The 14,626-nt window shown below is 72.5% G+C and carries 17 protein-coding genes; 9 read left to right on the top strand and 8 right to left on the bottom strand.

Features of this window, described 5'->3' with window-relative positions; all coding sequences use genetic code 11:
- Positions 1-164: 164 nt before the first annotated feature.
- From ACWDVB_RS04355 to ACWDVB_RS04345, 3 genes are all read left to right on the top strand, one after another.
- Complete coding sequence (locus ACWDVB_RS04355) at positions 165-533, top strand: hypothetical protein (protein WP_451513959.1); 369 nt, start codon at positions 165-167, stop codon at positions 531-533.
- A gap of 66 nt (positions 534-599) precedes the next feature.
- Complete coding sequence (rpmF, locus tag ACWDVB_RS04350) at positions 600-770, top strand: 50S ribosomal protein L32 (RefSeq protein ID WP_451513960.1); 171 nt, start codon at positions 600-602, stop codon at positions 768-770.
- Positions 771-782: 12 nt separating this feature from the next.
- Positions 783-1,943: a GTP-binding protein gene (locus ACWDVB_RS04345; RefSeq protein ID WP_451513961.1), complete on the top strand. Its 1,161-nt coding sequence runs from the start codon at positions 783-785 to the stop codon at positions 1,941-1,943.
- A 23-nt stretch (positions 1,944-1,966) separates the two neighbouring features.
- Here the strand turns inward: ACWDVB_RS04345 and ACWDVB_RS04340 are convergent, their stop codons facing one another.
- Positions 1,967-3,133, bottom strand: coding sequence for a hypothetical protein (locus ACWDVB_RS04340; protein WP_451513962.1), 1,167 nt, complete (start codon positions 3,131-3,133; stop codon positions 1,967-1,969).
- A gap of 330 nt (positions 3,134-3,463) precedes the next feature.
- Between ACWDVB_RS04340 and ACWDVB_RS04335 the strand changes: the two genes are divergently transcribed.
- Positions 3,464-4,747: a lactonase family protein gene (locus ACWDVB_RS04335; protein ID WP_451513963.1), complete on the top strand. Its 1,284-nt coding sequence runs from the start codon at positions 3,464-3,466 to the stop codon at positions 4,745-4,747.
- A gap of 40 nt (positions 4,748-4,787) precedes the next feature.
- Here the strand turns inward: ACWDVB_RS04335 and ACWDVB_RS04330 are convergent, their stop codons facing one another.
- The 3 genes from ACWDVB_RS04330 to ACWDVB_RS04320 form a co-directional block, all read right to left on the bottom strand.
- Positions 4,788-5,702: a hypothetical protein gene (locus tag ACWDVB_RS04330; protein WP_451513964.1), complete on the bottom strand. Its 915-nt coding sequence runs from the start codon at positions 5,700-5,702 to the stop codon at positions 4,788-4,790.
- A gap of 150 nt (positions 5,703-5,852) precedes the next feature.
- A complete protein-coding gene (locus ACWDVB_RS04325; protein ID WP_451513965.1) occupies positions 5,853-6,023 on the bottom strand; it encodes a hypothetical protein in 171 nt (56 codons plus the stop codon).
- 180 nt (positions 6,024-6,203) lie between these two features.
- The gene (locus tag ACWDVB_RS04320) at positions 6,204-6,488 is read right to left on the bottom strand and encodes a hypothetical protein (protein WP_451611939.1); all 285 of its coding nucleotides are present in this window, start codon (positions 6,486-6,488) and stop codon (positions 6,204-6,206) included.
- Positions 6,489-6,532: 44 nt separating this feature from the next.
- On the opposite strand from ACWDVB_RS04320, the gene ACWDVB_RS04315 reads away from it, so the two are divergent.
- Complete coding sequence (locus tag ACWDVB_RS04315) at positions 6,533-6,820, top strand: YkvA family protein (RefSeq protein ID WP_451513966.1); 288 nt, start codon at positions 6,533-6,535, stop codon at positions 6,818-6,820.
- Here the strand turns inward: ACWDVB_RS04315 and ACWDVB_RS04310 are convergent.
- The 3 genes from ACWDVB_RS04310 to ACWDVB_RS04300 form a co-directional block, all read right to left on the bottom strand.
- Positions 6,785-7,498 carry a DUF2470 domain-containing protein gene (locus ACWDVB_RS04310; protein ID WP_451513967.1) on the bottom strand — a complete coding sequence of 238 codons (714 nt, stop codon included), beginning with the start codon at positions 7,496-7,498 and terminating at the stop codon, positions 6,785-6,787. The genes ACWDVB_RS04315 and ACWDVB_RS04310 overlap by 36 nt on opposite strands.
- A gap of 149 nt (positions 7,499-7,647) precedes the next feature.
- Complete coding sequence (locus ACWDVB_RS04305) at positions 7,648-8,310, bottom strand: MBL fold metallo-hydrolase (RefSeq protein ID WP_451513968.1); 663 nt, start codon at positions 8,308-8,310, stop codon at positions 7,648-7,650.
- Entirely contained in the window at positions 8,310-9,395 is a 1,086-nt protein-coding gene (locus tag ACWDVB_RS04300; protein ID WP_451513969.1) for an S-(hydroxymethyl)mycothiol dehydrogenase, read from the bottom strand. Before ACWDVB_RS04300 ends, ACWDVB_RS04305 begins: the two co-directional genes overlap by 1 nt.
- Before the next feature lie 175 nt (positions 9,396-9,570).
- Here ACWDVB_RS04300 and ACWDVB_RS04295 point away from each other — a divergent pair, with 175 nt between their 5' ends.
- The 3 genes from ACWDVB_RS04295 to ACWDVB_RS04285 all read left to right on the top strand — a co-directional run bounded on the left by ACWDVB_RS04295 (position 9,571) and on the right by ACWDVB_RS04285 (position 12,234).
- Positions 9,571-10,380, top strand: a complete 810-nt coding sequence (locus ACWDVB_RS04295; protein ID WP_451513970.1) for an ABC transporter permease — start codon at positions 9,571-9,573, stop codon at positions 10,378-10,380.
- 11 nt (positions 10,381-10,391) lie between these two features.
- Positions 10,392-10,880 (top strand): glutathione peroxidase, encoded by a 489-nt coding sequence (locus ACWDVB_RS04290; RefSeq protein WP_451513971.1) that lies wholly within the window; start codon positions 10,392-10,394, stop codon positions 10,878-10,880.
- Between the two features lie 145 nt (positions 10,881-11,025).
- Positions 11,026-12,234, top strand: coding sequence for a D-alanyl-D-alanine carboxypeptidase family protein (locus ACWDVB_RS04285; protein ID WP_451513972.1), 1,209 nt, complete (start codon positions 11,026-11,028; stop codon positions 12,232-12,234).
- A 166-nt stretch (positions 12,235-12,400) separates the two neighbouring features.
- On the opposite strand, the gene ACWDVB_RS04280 is transcribed toward ACWDVB_RS04285, so the two are convergent.
- Positions 12,401-12,814 (bottom strand): SsgA family sporulation/cell division regulator, encoded by a 414-nt coding sequence (locus tag ACWDVB_RS04280; RefSeq protein WP_451513973.1) that lies wholly within the window; start codon positions 12,812-12,814, stop codon positions 12,401-12,403.
- Between the two features lie 244 nt (positions 12,815-13,058).
- Here ACWDVB_RS04280 and ACWDVB_RS04275 point away from each other — a divergent pair, with 244 nt between their 5' ends.
- The gene (locus ACWDVB_RS04275; protein ID WP_451514046.1) at positions 13,059-14,606 is read left to right on the top strand and encodes an ATP-dependent DNA ligase; all 1,548 of its coding nucleotides are present in this window, start codon (positions 13,059-13,061) and stop codon (positions 14,604-14,606) included.
- Positions 14,607-14,626 lie beyond the last annotated feature (20 nt).

The raw sequence follows: 14,626 nt of genomic DNA, 5'->3' as shown, positions 1-14,626 counted from the left end.
CCGCACCGCCCGGGACAGCTACGCCAAGCCCCGTCCCGGAAAGCCCCCCACGCAGACGCCTGGTCCGCACGGAACACCGTCACCGACCCCCACCCCGCGAAGCCACCCCCTGCGCAAGCGTTCTGTTCAATACGCCGCTCAGGGCCCGGCACGACCATCGCCGCATGCACACCTTCGCCGCCCTGGCCCTCGCGGTCTTCCTCTCCTGCACAGCTCTCGCTCACGTCGCCTTCCCCGCGTACTTCCGCACCCTGGTCCCGGCCTGGCTGCCGTCGCCCTCCATCATCGTCGCCGCGAGCGCCCTCGCCGAACTCTTGACGGCCGGGCTGCTGTTCGCCCCCGCCACGCGCGGGGCAGGCGGCTGGGTCGCGGTCGTGCTGCTCGGCGTCTTCCAGGTCTCGCACCTGGACGCCGCCCGGCACACCCGCTGCGCCACCCGCTTCCTCGACACGGGCCCCGGCGTGGCGGCGCGGCTGGCCGTGAACGCCGCGTATCTCGCCTGGGCAGGCGCGGTCGCCATCGCCAGTTGTTAATGGGATCCATTTTCATATAGCGTCGGGGCGCCACCCCGACCTCACATCTCAGGAGGACCCAGACCCATGGCCGTACCCAAGCGGAAGATGTCCCGCAGCAACACCCGTCACCGCCGCGCCCAGTGGAAGGCAAGCACCCCGCAACTGGTACCCGTCACCGTCGACGGCACGCGGCACATGGTCCCGCAGCGGCTGCTGAGGGCGTACGAGCGCGGCCTGCTGCGCCCGGAGAGCTGAGCGCCGCCCCACATGACGCACGTACGAACCGCGGCACGCGACCGGCTGCCCGTGACCGTCCTGTCAGGCTTCCTCGGCGCGGGCAAGACCACGCTGCTCAACCACGTCCTGGGCAACCGCGATGGTCTGCGCGTCGCGGTGATCGTCAACGACATGAGCGAGGTCAACATCGACGCCGCGCTGGTCCGCGGCGGCGAGGCCGCCCTCTCGCGCACCGAGGAACGCCTGGTCGAGATGACCAACGGCTGCATCTGCTGCACCCTCCGCGACGACCTGCTCGAAGAGGTGGACCGGCTGGCCCGTGAGGGCCGCTTCGACCATCTGCTCATCGAGTCCAGCGGCATCTCCGAACCGATGCCGGTGGCCGCGACCTTCGCCTTCCCGCGCGACGACGGCGCCACGCTCGACGATCTGGCCCGGCTCGACACCATGGTGACCGTGGTGGACGCCGCGAACTTCCTGCCTGAACTGAGCGACGGGGACGGCCTCGCGGAACGCGGCCTCGACCAGTACGAGGACGACGAGCGCACGGTCAGCGACCTCCTGATGGACCAGGTGGAGTTCGCCGACGTCATCGTCCTCAACAAGGTCGACCTCGTCGACGCGGACACCGCCGAGCGGCTCGCGGCCACCCTCGCGCGCCTCAACCCGCTCGCCCGCGTGGTGCCCGCGACCAGGGGGCGCGTGGATCTCACACAGGTCCTGGACACCGGCCTGTTCGACCTGGAGCGTGCTCAGCAGGCTCCGGGGTGGGTGCGGGAACTGAACGGAGAGCACGTCCCGGAGACCGAGGAGTACGGCATTTCGAGCATGGTCTTCCGTGCGGGACGGCCCTTCCACCCCGGCCGGTTGTGGTCCTTCGTCACGGAGGAGATGGACAGCGGAGCCTTCGGGCGGGTCCTGCGCTCCAAGGGCTTCTTCTGGCTGGCGAGCCGCCCCCGGGTGACGGGTCTGTGGTCGCAGGCCGGCTCCGTGGCCCGCTTCGAGCCCTCGGGGGCGCGCACGGCGGACGACCCGCAGGGGCAGGAGCTGGTGTTCATCGGTACGGAGCTGCGTGCCGGTCCGCTGCGCGCCGCGCTGACCCGCTGCCTGCTCGCCGAGGGCGAGGAGGCGCCGCGGAACGACCCCTTCCCGGCGTGGGACACGCACGGCGTCGACGCGTGCGAGGCGTGACGTCGCCCCGACACTGCGGGGCGTTACACCGCCTTGCCTTTGCGAGGCGTTACGCCGCCCGACACACGGAGTGATCGTTCGCGGCCGCCGCACACCGTACGCGTACGTGCCGCGTACGACCGGGCCGCCACCAGGAGGCCGCCGCCCAGGCCCCCGAAGCACAGCCCGCCGAAGGCCACCATCCACGTCATCCCCTCGACGGTGGTGAAGACCCCGGTGGGTTCGGCCCCCCGCACCACGCCGAGCGTGCTCAACAGGGCGTATACGAGGAGCCCCGTGCCGTAGACCGACAGGGCGGCGCCGGTCAGCCAGCCGGGGATCAGCGGCAGCAGCCGCGGTACGCGTCGCCCGGCGAGGAGCAGCGTCCAGCGCGGGAACACCTGGCCCCAGCGGTACATCAGGCCGGCCAGCAGGAAGACGCCGAGCAGCGCCGCGAGCACGGTGACGTCGACGCCTACCGCGGCGAGGGACCGCGATGCGCCCGTAGCCTCCGCCTCCACGTCGTTCTGCCAGGCCTCGCCGCTCACGCCGATCGCGTCGCCGCCGAAGAGCCAGACGGTCTTGACCACGGACCAGGGCAGCAGCCCGCACACGAGGACGTACGCCGTCACGCGGGTGCGCGGCGACGCGGTGGAGGCGGCCGGATGGACCAACGGGCCGTCGCTCGGCCCCGCGTGCTCCTGGCCGCAGCGTGGGCACCGGCCGTGCGACCGGCGCCGGTACGCCACCGCGACCATGACGAGGAGTCCGGTGCCGCACGTGTTCAGGAGCATGTGGGCGAGCCCTGTGGCGCTCTCCACTCCCGAGCCGGACGCCAGCGTCACGAAGTGCATCGGCAACCCGATCGCGCCCCAGCCGAAGGCCGGGATGAGGAGTACGAGCGAGGTTCCCACGACGATGCGGCCGGTTCCGGTGCGGTGTCCGGGCGCCGCCGCGCAGACCCCGGCGGCCAGTACGGCGAAGGCGGCCTGGGCGAGTTGGAGGACCGTCGGCTGGTATGAGTGCGCCGTGAGCGGCACGGCGGTGCCCGTCGCGGCCCAGCCGATGAGGACCGTGGCGTAGAGCCCACCCCAGACCTGGGCCGCGAGGGGCGCCCAGTCGGGCCAGCGGCGGACGCCGTCGGTTCTCGGCCATGCGCGCCTGGGCTGAGGGGACTGTGGTGACTGTGGTGTGTTCGCGGGGGCCGTCACGGTTTCCTCCAGGGGGCCGACATCGCCGTCCCCCGAGGCTCGCGCGCGTGCGCCGCCGCCACGTCGGCCTCCGGGTCCGTCCGCCTCCGCCGGACGGCGGACCCGGGCGCCCGCGGATCACTCTCGGGCGGTCAGGCGGGCGGCGGGCAGGCATGGCCCGGATGAGGCGCAGCCGGCGCTCGGACGGTGCACAGGCACCTGGGCAGAGAGGGGACACCACGCGCGGAAGGTGCGCGTACCGCACCCGGACGGTGCGCCTCTTGTCGGCCTGATCGGGTACGGGGCACTGTGGCTGCCACATCCGTCACCACCGACGCGTGAGGTGCAGCCATGAACAACGGAGCAGGGACGGCCGGGGCTTCCGGAAGCCTGCCGGGGCGGCGGCGGTTCATCGCGGCGCTGGCCGGGGCGGCCACGGCGGGGGCGGTGTCCTCGACCGCGGCTTGTGCCTCCTCCGGCCCGCCGGACCGCGGCGCCCCTGAGCGCGAGATCCCGGACCGCACGCGCAAGGACCCCGACTCGTCCACATCCACGTCCACATCCACGTCCCACCATCCGCGCCGTGAGGGAAAGTTGTTCCTGGGCACGTACACCTCCCAGGAAGGCGGCGGTCCGGGCATCGGTCTGGCGACGTACGACGAGACGACCGGCCGCGTCACCGGCACCGGCACGATCACCGGCGTGCCCGACCCCTCCTATCTGGCGCCGCACCCCTCCGGCCGCACGCTCTACGCCGTCAACGAGCGGGAGAACGGCGGCGTGACCGCCATCGCGCTCTCCCCCGGCGGCAAGCACGAGGTCCTCGGCACGCGGGGCACCGGCGGCGCGGGCCCCTGTCACCTGTCGGTGCACCCGAGCGGCCGCTGGCTGCTCAGCGCGAACTACCTCTCGGGCAGCGTCGCCGTCCACCCCATCGGCGCCTCCGGTGCGCTGGGCGAGCGGACCGACCTGGTCACGCACTCCGCCCCGCCGCCGGGCCCGGGCCAGGAGGGCCCGCACGCCCACCAGATCGTCACGTCCCCGGACGGCCGCCACATTCTCGCCGTCGACCTGGGCAACGACACGGTCTACACCTACCGGCTCGACCCCGACGCGGGCACGCTCCGCCAGGTGTCGTACGCGGTCCTGCGGCCCGGCGCGGGGCCGCGCCATCTCACCTTCCACCCCTCGGGCCGCTTCGCGTACCTCGCCAATGAGGTCGACGACACGGTCGTCGTCTGCGCGTACGACCCCACCACGGGCCGCCTCACGCCGGGCAAGCCGCAGTCGACGGGCTCCGGCGACGGCACCAACTATCCGGCGCAGCTGGTGGTGACGCGCGAGGGGCGCTTCGCCTTCCTCGCCAACCGGGGCCACAACAGCGTCGCGCGGTACGCGATCGAGAGCGACGGCGCCCGGCTGCGGTTCCTGGACACGGTGCCCGTACGCGGGGACTTTCCCCGGCACCTCGCCCTCTCCCCGTCCGAGGGGCTGCTGTTCACCGCGAACCAGAAGTCGGACTCGGTGAGCGTGTTCCGGGTCGACCGGCGCAGCGGTGCGCTGCGCCTCGCGGGCAAGCCGTTCGCGGCGCCGGTCGCGGTGTGCGCGCTGCCGGTCCGGCACGGCCCGGCCTGACGCGCGTAAGCCCCAGTCCCGCAACGCTGGTTGTTCCGCTTCAGCCGAGATAGACGCGCGCGGCGGCGATCGGGCGGTCGGCGTCCCTGCGGGCGGTCCCGGAGTTCACGCTCCAGCGGTAGCCGGCGAACAGCTTCGTGGTGGGGTCCGCGTAGAAGATCATGTGGCCGTAGCCGACACCGTTGTGCTCCTTCCAGCCGTCGGTGGTCTCCTCGATGCGGGTGTCGGGGAAGCCCCGGTACGTCGCCTCGGCGGTCGAGGAGGCGGTCGGCATGCCGTGCGGGTCGCTGGTGCAGTCGACGACCTCGAAGACGTACGGCACGACGCCCTCGCCGACCTGGTCGTCCACCGCTGACGCCAGGGTCCCCTTGCGCTCCCGGATCATGACGATGTGCCCGGTGTAGGGCTTGGTGGTCTCCTCCGCGTCGTAGTCGAAGGCGACCAGGTCGCCGGGCCGCAGGTTGACCGGCTTCGTGACGCCGGTGAAGTGCGGGATCGACGCCGCGTTCGCGAAGCCCTCGCGGAACTTCTCGGCCGTCGGGTAGAACTTCCCGGCCTCCGTCTTGAAGTGCTGGCTGAAGAACTCCCTGGTGGCCCAGTCGTACGCCGTCCCGGTGCCGTAGGCGCGCTGGAGGACCAGGGTGAGGAACGAGGAGCACTGGGCGAGCGCGGAGAACTGCTCCGGATGGCCGGGCGCGCCCCAGACGACGGCGGAGTTCTCGTCCGGGAACTCCCCGGCCTTCTTGTAGCGGTTGGCGGCGTCGCTCCAGGGACGTATCCGCAGGTAGTCGATCAGGGCCTCGGCCTCGATCTGGTGCGGCGGCTTGAGCGCGTACGGGCTCGGCGTCGGCGTGGCCGCGGCCGACGCGGCACTCGCCGAGCCGGCCACCAGCGCGACGCCCGCGCCGGCGGTGCCGGTCAGCACTCCGCGGCGGCTGAGAAAGTGACGAGACATGGATGTTCCCCCCGGGTCCGAATGATCTTTACGACGTTCGGGATCCTACGTCCTGAACTCGAACTCCTGGCCGAGAACGGCCATAACGGTCATCCGGACCGGGGCCCGCTGCCCCTGCGGGCCGGGCCCCCGTCCCACGATGGCGGCGGCTCAGCGGCGGCGGGAGGGCCAGGACGTACCAATGCCCGCGACGTGCAGCGCCAGCAGCGTCAGCCCCAGCAACATGACGTTGCCCGAGGTGAACACGTCGTTCGTACCGATGTCGGCGGCGTTGATGAGGAAGGCGATGAAGAACAGGACGGCGGCGGCTATGCCCAGCATGGGACGACTCCTCTGTACGGAGGGGTGGACGGTCTCGGTGCCACAGTCCGTGTGCCCCGCGGTCCCGCTCGCAGACATCCCAACAGCAGCAGCGGACGGCCGCCGGTGTCGCCACCGCCGTCCGGGTGCGGTACGTCATAAGTGAGCGTCGCGCCGGGCGCGTCCAAGGGCGGCCGCAACCTAGGGCTTCGTGAACCCGACGTCACCGGCCCGGGCCACGACCTCGACCTCGTCGCCGAGGGCCCACTCGGCCACCCGGTCGGCGTCGGCCGGCAGGTGGATGCGCCAGCCGGGGGTGCCGGGTTCGTCGGGGGTGCCGGGGTCCCCGTCGTTCTGCAGCTGGACGACGAGCGCGCCGCTCTCGCGGGCCCGGGTCATCAGGTCGCGGACCCTGTCGAGCAGGCGGCCGGCGTCCGGCACGGCTCCGTCGCCGCTGACGAAGGCGGACTGCATGTCGACGACTATCAGGGTGGCGCCGAGCGACGCCGCCGTCGGTAACGTACGTACGTATGAGCACGGAAATGACCGTTCTCCTCGTCGGCGCAGCCGTTCTGGTCGTCGCGACGCTGGCCGTCGCCATCGTGCTGCTCATACGCCTCGTCCGCACCCGCCGCGCCCTGCGCAGAGCCGGGTTGCCCGTCGAGCGGCAGTGGGTCTTCTGGGCCGCGGTCGCCTATCTCGTCCTGCCCACGGACCTGCTCCCCGACCCCGTCTACCTGGACGACATCGGGGTGCTGCTCCTGGCGCTGCGGTCGATGCGGTCAACCCCCGACGGGCCGCCCCCGCCGGGTCGTTGAGAGGCGGGCCTTCGCCAGCAGGGCGTGCATGCACTCCGTCACCTGGGAGACGTCCTCGACGGTCTGGTGGAACGGCAGGCGTACGTCGGCCTGGCTGCGGGCGCGTTCGAGGCGCAGGGAGATCCCGTGCCGGTCGATGGCGAGCGGGCGGACCCGCACCACGCCCTGGAGGCTGTCGGGGCCGATGAGGCGCGTGAGCTGTTCGACGGCGTCCGGGTGGGCGTCGGCGAGGTGGGTGAGCAGCCGCGACTCCGCCTCGGCGAGCGGGTCGGGCACGGTCAGGGCGAGTTCGTCGAGTTCGACGCCCTGGCGCTCGCCGTTCGAGTCGTGCAGCACGGCGCACGTCGGCTCGAAGACGAGGTGGTCACCGTCGTACGTCAGTGACCCCGACAGCCACAGGCGTGCGCGGATCCGGTCCCTGAGCGGTACCGGCGCGACGTCGGCGAACTCGATCAGCGTGGAGGGCTCGCCGCGCGGCGCGCAGATGAGGGCGGCGGCGAGCGCGCTGTCCTCGGGCGGGCACAGCCGCAGCCTGCCGTCCTCGGTGACGCTGTGCGCGCCCACGAGTTCGTCCCTGCCGATCTCCGTGGTCACCGCGCAGGACCAGGCGGTGGCGAGCACTGAACGAGCGCGTGCCGCCGCTGTGGGCACGGTCGTGCTGCTGTGACGGACACTCATTCCCAACCTCCATTAGGTAAGCCTTGCCTAACTTATCGGAGATCGTGGGGCGGTGCCAGTGCGCGGTGCCAGTACGCGGTGCCAGTCGCGAGCCACTACGCGTACGGCCCCGCGTGGCGAACCACGCGGGGCCGTACCGTGTCGGGATATCAGTGCCCCCGGGCGATCCACTCCTCCAGATGCGGCGACTCGGCGCCGACCGTCGTGCTGTCGCCGTGGCCCGTACGCACCACCGTCTCGGGCGGCAGCGTCAGAAGCCGCTCCCTGACGGACTCCACGATCGTCGGGAAGTCGCTGAAGGAGCGGCCCGTGGCGCCCGGTCCGCCGGCGAAGAGCGTGTCGCCGGTGAAGACGGTGCCGAGGGCCGGTGCGTACAGGCTGACCGCGCCGTGGCAGTGCCCCGGCGTGTGCAGCACCGTCAACGACGTACCGGCGACGGCCAGTTCCTGCCCGTCGGAGAGTTCGCCGTCGGGAGCGCGGTCCGGGTGCGTCCGCTTCCACAGCTCCATGTCGGCCGGATGGAGAAGGATCGGCGCGCCGGTCCGGGCGGCCAGCGCCGGGGCCGCGTCGATGTGGTCGTCGTGCGCGTGGGTGCAGACGATGGCGACGAGGCGCCGCTCCCCCACCGCCCGCGCGATGGCGTCCGCGTCGTGCGCGGCGTCGATGACGACGCACTCGTTGTCGTCACCCACGATCCATACGTTGTTGTCGACCTCCCAGGTGCCGCCGTCCAGGGAGAAGGTCCCGGACGTGACGAGGTGGTCGACGCGCGCGCCGGACGCGCTTTCCAGGGGGTCAGCGGCCGTCCCCATCAGAACATCACCACCGAACGCAGCACGTCTCCGTGGTGCATCCGCTCGAAGGCCTTCTCCACGTCCTGAAGGGCGATGGTCTCCGTGACGAACGCGTCCAGGTCCAGGCGGCCCTGCCGGTAGAGGTCGATGAGCATCGGGAAGTCCCGCGAGGGCAGGCAGTCGCCGTACCAGCTCGACTTCAGCGCGCCGCCGCGCCCGAAGACGTCGAGGAGCGGCAGCTCGATCTTCATCTCGGGGGTCGGCACACCGACCAGGACGACCGTGCCCGCCAGGTCACGGGCGTAAAAGGCTTGTTCGTACGTGTCCGGGCGGCCGACCGCCTCGATGACGACGTCGGCGCCGTTGCCCCCGGTCAGCTCGCGCACGGCCTCGACCGGGTCGGTGGAGCGGGAGTTGACAGTGTGCGTGGCGCCGAGGCCCTTCGCCGTCTCCAGCTTCTTGTCGTCGATGTCCACGGCGATGATCTTCGCGGCTCCGGCGAGGCGGGCACCGACGACGGCGGCGTTGCCGACGCCGCCGCAGCCGATGACGGCGACCGAGTCGCCGCGGCCGACCCCGCCGGTGTTGATGGCGGCGCCGATCCCGGCCATCACTCCGCAGCCGAGGAGGCCCGCCGCCGCGGGCGAGGCGTCCGGGTCGACCTTCGTGCACTGCCCGGCGGCGACGAGGGTCTTCTCCGCGAAGGCCCCGATGCCGAGGGCGGGTGACAGCTCGGTGCCGTCGGCCAGGGTCATCTTCTGCTTCGCGTTGTGCGTGTCGAAGCAGTACTGGGGACGCCCGCGCAGACAGGCGCGGCACTGGCCGCACACGGCACGCCAGTTGAGGATCACGAAGTCGCCGGGCGCGACCTCGGTGACGCCCTCGCCGACCGACTCGACGACGCCCGCCGCCTCGTGCCCGAGCAGGAACGGGAAGTCGTCGTTGATGCCGCCCTCGCGGTAGTGCAGGTCGGTGTGGCAGACCCCGCACGCCTGGACCTTCACCACGGCTTCTCCCGGGCCCGGGTCCGGGACGGTGATCGTCTCGATCCGTACCGGCTCGCCCTTCGCGCGCGCGATCACGCCCTGCACCTGCTGCGCCATGACTACAGCCCTTCTTTCTTTCTCTCCACGTCTTGCTCTCCACGTCTTTCCCGCCCCATCGTTACAGGTCACCCGCCTCATGTCCCGAGCGGCGCCGGAACGCACGGGAGCGCGGCGGCCCACGGTCCGACACCGGCCCCGGGGCGGACACGCGGACACGCCCTAGGGTGATCGCGTGCGTGCTCTCGCTGCCCAGGCCCTCCTTCCGGTCAATACGGCGCTCGCCGTGGCCCTGCTCGCGCTGCTGCTCGTCGCCGCCGCGACGGCGGCCGTCTTCCGGCTCGCTCCCGATGTCTCGCGCGGCAGGGCGCGCGAGATCCTGGTCGCCGGGGTACGCGCCACGGCCCAACTGGCCGTGGTCTCGCTGGCCATCGGCTGGGTGGTGCACCACGCGGCGGCGCTGTACGCGTTCCTGCTGCTCATGTTCGCCGTGGCCGCCCGCACCGCCGGGCGGCGCATCACCCCGAACGGCACCTGGTGGTGGGCGGCGCTGCCGATCGCGGGCCCCGTCGTCCCGGTGGTGACCGGCCTGACCGCGGCCGGGCTGCTCCCCGTGCGGGGCATCACCATGGTCCCCGTGACGGGCATCCTCATCGGCGGCGCGCTGACGGCGACGGTGCTCGCCGGGCGCCGCTCCCTCGACGAACTGCGCTCCCGGCACGGCGAGTTCGAGGCGGGCCTCGCCCTCGGCCTCGCCGACCGCGACGCCCGCCTGGAGGTGGTCCGCCCGGCCGCCTCCGACGCCCTGCTGCCCGGCCTCGACCAGACCCGCACGGTCGGGCTCGTCACCCTCCCCGGCGCCTTCGTCGGCATGCTCCTGGGCGGCGCGTCCCCGGTGCTCGCGGGCGCCGTGCAGCTGTTCGTCCTGATCGCCCTGATGGCGGTCCAGGCCCTGTCCGTGGCCCTCACGGTCGAACTGGTCGCCCGGGGCCGACTGCACCGCGAGGAGCCGGGCGCTTCCCGGAAGGCCCAGGGGCGGGCGTAGGCTCAGTGACCATGTCTGTCTACGAAGAAGAAATCGGCGCCCTGCGGGGCGGCTCCGCCGACCTGCGCCAGTTCGAGGGCAAGATCGTCCTCGTCGTCAACGTCGCCTCCAAGTGCGGGCTCACTCCGCAGTACGCGGTCCTGGAGCGGCTCCACGAGCAGTACGGGCCGCGCGGCTTCAGCGTGCTCGGGGTGCCCTGCAACCAGTTCATGGGCCAGGAGCCCGGCACGTCCGAGGACATCGCCGAGTTCTGCTCGGCGACGTACGGCGTGACCTTCCCGATGACGGAGAAGGTCGACGTCAACGGAGAGGGCAGGCACCCGCTGTACGCGCGCCTCGTCGACACGGCGGACGCCGAGGGGCACACCGGGGACATCCGCTGGAACTTCGAGAAGTTCCTGATCGACGGCTCCGGCGAGGTCGTCGCCCGCTTCGGCCCGCGCACCGAGCCGGACGCGCCCGAGGTCATCGCCGCGATCGAGAAGAACCTCGCGGCCTGACGCCGACTCGCCCCGCTTCCCCACTCGTACGGAAGTCCGCCGCGGAGCGGCAGCGGCCCTGCGCCGCAAGCGAGGTGACGGGGTGATGCCTCCAGCCGGGCCAAGCCGATCTGCGGACTCGGGGCGGCGCTCCTACGGTGGCTGGATGGCCATCAGGTACCTTTCGCGCTCCTCCTCCGTCTGCGCCGCGGCTCTCGCGCTCGGGGCTCTGGTCCTTACGTCCACACCGGTCTCGGCGACCGACGCCCCGGCCGAGCCCGCGCCGCCGAGGCCGCTTCCGGCGTACTCCTCCGTCCTCCTCGACCGGCCGGGCGTCCAGGTCCGGCCCGGGCCCGCCGCGCCCGGCCTGCCCGCCGACGTCTCCGCGCTCGCGTGGCTGGTGGCGGACGCCCGTACGGGCGAGGTGCTCGCGGCCAAGAACGCGCACCGGCCGCTGCCGCCGGCCTCCACGCTCAAGTCCCTCTTCGCCCTGGCGGCGCTCCCCCGTCTGGACGCCGAGCGACGCCACATCGTCGCCGAGCACGAGCTGGACGAGGTCGGCGACGGCAGCAGCCTGGTGGGCGTGGCGCCGGGCCGCGCCTATCGGGTCGCCGACCTGTGGCGCGGGGTCTTCCTCAGCTCCGGCAACGACGCCGTGCACGTCCTCGCTCGGCTCAACGGCGGTCTGCCGAGAACCGTCGAGCAGATGCGGGCCAAGGCCCGCGAGCTGGGCGCGCGGGACACCCACGTGGTGTCGCCCGACGGTTATGACGCCGACGGGCAGGTCTCATCGGCGTACGACCTGGCCGTCTTCGGCAGGGCGGGGCTCGCCGATCCGGAGTTCTCCCGCTACTGCTCGACGCCTGTCGCCCGCTTCCCCGCGGGCGGCTGGTCCTACCGCATCCACAACACCAACCGGCTGCTGACCGGCGCCGACGGCGTCGCGCCCTACCCGGGCCTGCTGGGCATCAAGAACGGCTACACGAGCCACGCGGGCTCCACCCTGATCAGCGCGGCCCAGCGCGGCGGGCGCACCCTCGTCGTGACGGTGCTGAAACCCCGGACGGACGGCCTGCGGGCCGTGTACGAGGAGGCGAGGTCCCTGCTCGACTGGGGCTTCGCGGCGGCCGGGAAGGTGCGGCCGGTGGGCTCGCTGCTGCCGGCGTCGAAAGCGTCCGGCACCGCGCCGGGCGCCGCGCAGGTCGCAGCGCGGGGCACCGCGCTGGCCGTGCGGCCGGAGGACTCCGACTGGCCCGCCGTGCTGCTGGTCGCCGCGGGCTCGGTGGTCGTGCTCGCGGGCGTGGTCGTGGCGCTCCGGCGGCGGGCGGTCACGGTGGCCCGACGCAGGTACGTCCGACGGGAGTTCGACGAGTGAGCGAGCGCGAGAGGGCCGTCGGGTGAGCGGTCCGCTGGGGGTGGCCGTGCTCGGCGCCGGTCATATGGGCGCCGCTGGTGGCCTCGCCGGAGGCGGCGCACGAGGAGGCCCTGTTCGCGGCGTGCGCGCGTGGGCTCCCGGTGGTCGGGGGAATGCCCGGGATGGATCAGACGCCACCGAGCAGGCGCGAGAGACCCTGGTCGAGATCCAGGCTGCTCTCCTCGCCGCCCGCGGGCACCACGGCGTACGACCGCATCAGGAAGCGGCGCAGTGCGATCCTGTCGAACTGTACGAGAGCCAGCCCGTGGTACGCGTGGAACTCCATCACCGTCCGCGCCCGCCCGCACGGCCAGATGTGCACGTCACCGCTGCCCGCCGGGGCACGGAGGCCGTCTTCGAGGAGCTGGCGCGCGAAGATCCAGGTGACCTCCATGCCGTCCAGCGAGGCCTCGGAGGGAAAGGTGAGCTGGACCGCGAAGGGGTCCTCCGCCGAGTAGCGCAGGACCACGGAGAGGCCGCGCTCATGACCGTCCGGGGTGATGAGGCGGGCACGGGTGGGCTGCTGGAGGGTGACGGCCATGATCGGGCTCCACTTCTGCGTTTTTCCAGTTCTGGGCGTCCAGTCGCGGGACCCCTGTGCCCTTACGACCCCGTGAGGCGGGGTGTCATTACGGCGACACGCCAAGAGATCCATGTGACCTGCGCCACTTCGACCATGACCGACGTCCCCGTCGGCGGCCGTGTGCCCGTCCGTGTGCCCGTCACGGCGGAGTACACACGTGTCTTTGAAGAACAGCAGGCTCGCCCCGTTGCAGGATGGGCCCATGCTGCTCGCCCGGCTCGCACACGTGTCCAAGGATGTGGCCGCCACCTCCGCGCGGTCCCGGAAGATCGCTCTGCTCGCCGAGTTGTTCCGGGCGGCGGAGCCGGAGGACGTGCCCGTCGTCATTCCGTATTTGGCGGGGCGACTGCCTCAGGGGCGGCTCGGCATCGGGTGGAGCACGCTCAAGGACGCGGGGCCGCCCGCCGCCGAAGCGACGCTGACGGTGCACGGCGTCGACGCGGCGCTCACGGCGATCGGCGCGGTGGCCGGTGCCGGGTCGCAGGCCGAGCGCAGGCGGCTCGTGGGTGAGTTGATGGGGGCGGCGACCGCGGACGAGCAGCGGTTCCTGGTGGGGCTGCTCACCGGTGAGGTCCGGCAGGGCGCCCTGGACGCGGTCGCCGTCGAGGGCCTTGCGGTGGCCACGCGGGCTCCCGCGGACGCCGTGCGGCGCTCGGTGATGCTCGCCGGCGCCGTGAGCCCGGTCGCGCAGGCGCTGCTGGCGCGCGGCCCCGAGGCGCTGGACGAGTTCCGGCTGACCGTGGGCCGCCCCGTCCTGCCGATGCTGGCGCACAGCGCCACGTCGGTCGCCGAGGGCATCGACAAGCTCGGCGCGTGCGCGGTCGAGGAGAAGCTGGACGGCATCCGCGTACAGGTGCATCGCAGCGGAGACGACGTACGCGTCTACACCCGGACCCTGGACGACATCACCGGCCGGCTGCCCGAACTGACGGCCGCGGCGCACGGTCTCGCGGGCGAGCACTTCATTCTGGACGGTGAGGTCATCGCCCTGGACGCCGAGGGACGGCCGCGCCCCTTCCAGGACATCGCGGGACGCGTCGGGTCGCGCGTCGACGTGGAAGCGGCGGCGGCCGGGCTGCCCCTGTCCCCCGTCTTCTTCGACGCCCTGTCCGTGGGCGGGCGGGACCTGCTCGGCCTGCCGTTCGCCGAGCGGCACGCGGAGCTGGCCGCCCTGGTCCCCGAGCCGATGCGGGTGCGGCGCACGCTGGTCGACGACCCGGGTGACGAGCGGCTGCGCGGCGAGGCGCAGGAGTTCTTCGAGGCCACGCTCGGGCGCGGTCACGAGGGAGTCGTGCTGAAGTCGCTCGACGCCCCGTACAACGCGGGCCGACGCGGCGCCTCCTGGCTGAAGGTCAAACCGGTCCACACGCTGGACCTGGTGGTGCTGGCCGCCGAGTGGGGACACGGCCGCCGCACCGGCAAGCTCTCCAACCTCCACCTGGGCGCGCGGCGGGCCGACGGGACGTACGCGATGCTCGGCAAGACGTTCAAGGGCATGACGGACGCGATGCTCGCCTGGCAGACCGAGCGCCTCCAGGAGCTGGCGGTCGGCGACAACGGCCACGTGGTGCACGTACGTCCCGAGCTCGTCGTCGAGATCGCCTACGACGGCCTCCAGCGGTCCACCCGCTACCCGGCAGGCGTCACCCTCCGCTTCGCCCGCGTCCTGCGCTACCGCGAGGACAAACCCCCCGAGCAGGCGGACACCGTCGAGACGGTGCTTGCCACGTCTGCCGCATCTGCCACGTAATTTTGCCAACACTTGGCCCC

Source organism: Streptomyces sp. NPDC003379 (assembly GCF_053589195.1).
This window is presented reverse-complemented; position numbering and strand designations above follow the sequence as displayed.

Coding starts and splice junctions, on each gene's coding strand:
- ACWDVB_RS04355 (WP_451513959.1), top strand. CDS start 165: ATGCACACCTTCGCCGCCCTGGCCCTCGCGGTCTTCCTCTCCTGCACA.
- rpmF (WP_451513960.1), top strand. CDS start 600: ATGGCCGTACCCAAGCGGAAGATGTCCCGCAGCAACACCCGTCACCGC.
- ACWDVB_RS04345 (WP_451513961.1), top strand. CDS start 783: ATGACGCACGTACGAACCGCGGCACGCGACCGGCTGCCCGTGACCGTC.
- ACWDVB_RS04335 (WP_451513963.1), top strand. CDS start 3,464: ATGAACAACGGAGCAGGGACGGCCGGGGCTTCCGGAAGCCTGCCGGGG.
- ACWDVB_RS04330 (WP_451513964.1), bottom strand. CDS start 5,702: ATGTCTCGTCACTTTCTCAGCCGCCGCGGAGTGCTGACCGGCACCGCC.
- ACWDVB_RS04325 (WP_451513965.1), bottom strand. CDS start 6,023: ATGCTGGGCATAGCCGCCGCCGTCCTGTTCTTCATCGCCTTCCTCATC.
- ACWDVB_RS04315 (WP_451513966.1), top strand. CDS start 6,533: ATGAGCACGGAAATGACCGTTCTCCTCGTCGGCGCAGCCGTTCTGGTC.
- ACWDVB_RS04310 (WP_451513967.1), bottom strand. CDS start 7,498: ATGAGTGTCCGTCACAGCAGCACGACCGTGCCCACAGCGGCGGCACGC.
- ACWDVB_RS04305 (WP_451513968.1), bottom strand. CDS start 8,310: ATGGGGACGGCCGCTGACCCCCTGGAAAGCGCGTCCGGCGCGCGCGTC.
- ACWDVB_RS04300 (WP_451513969.1), bottom strand. CDS start 9,395: ATGGCGCAGCAGGTGCAGGGCGTGATCGCGCGCGCGAAGGGCGAGCCG.
- ACWDVB_RS04290 (WP_451513971.1), top strand. CDS start 10,392: ATGTCTGTCTACGAAGAAGAAATCGGCGCCCTGCGGGGCGGCTCCGCC.
- ACWDVB_RS04285 (WP_451513972.1), top strand. CDS start 11,026: ATGGCCATCAGGTACCTTTCGCGCTCCTCCTCCGTCTGCGCCGCGGCT.
- ACWDVB_RS04280 (WP_451513973.1), bottom strand. CDS start 12,814: ATGGCCGTCACCCTCCAGCAGCCCACCCGTGCCCGCCTCATCACCCCG.
- ACWDVB_RS04275 (WP_451514046.1), top strand. CDS start 13,059: ATGCTGCTCGCCCGGCTCGCACACGTGTCCAAGGATGTGGCCGCCACC.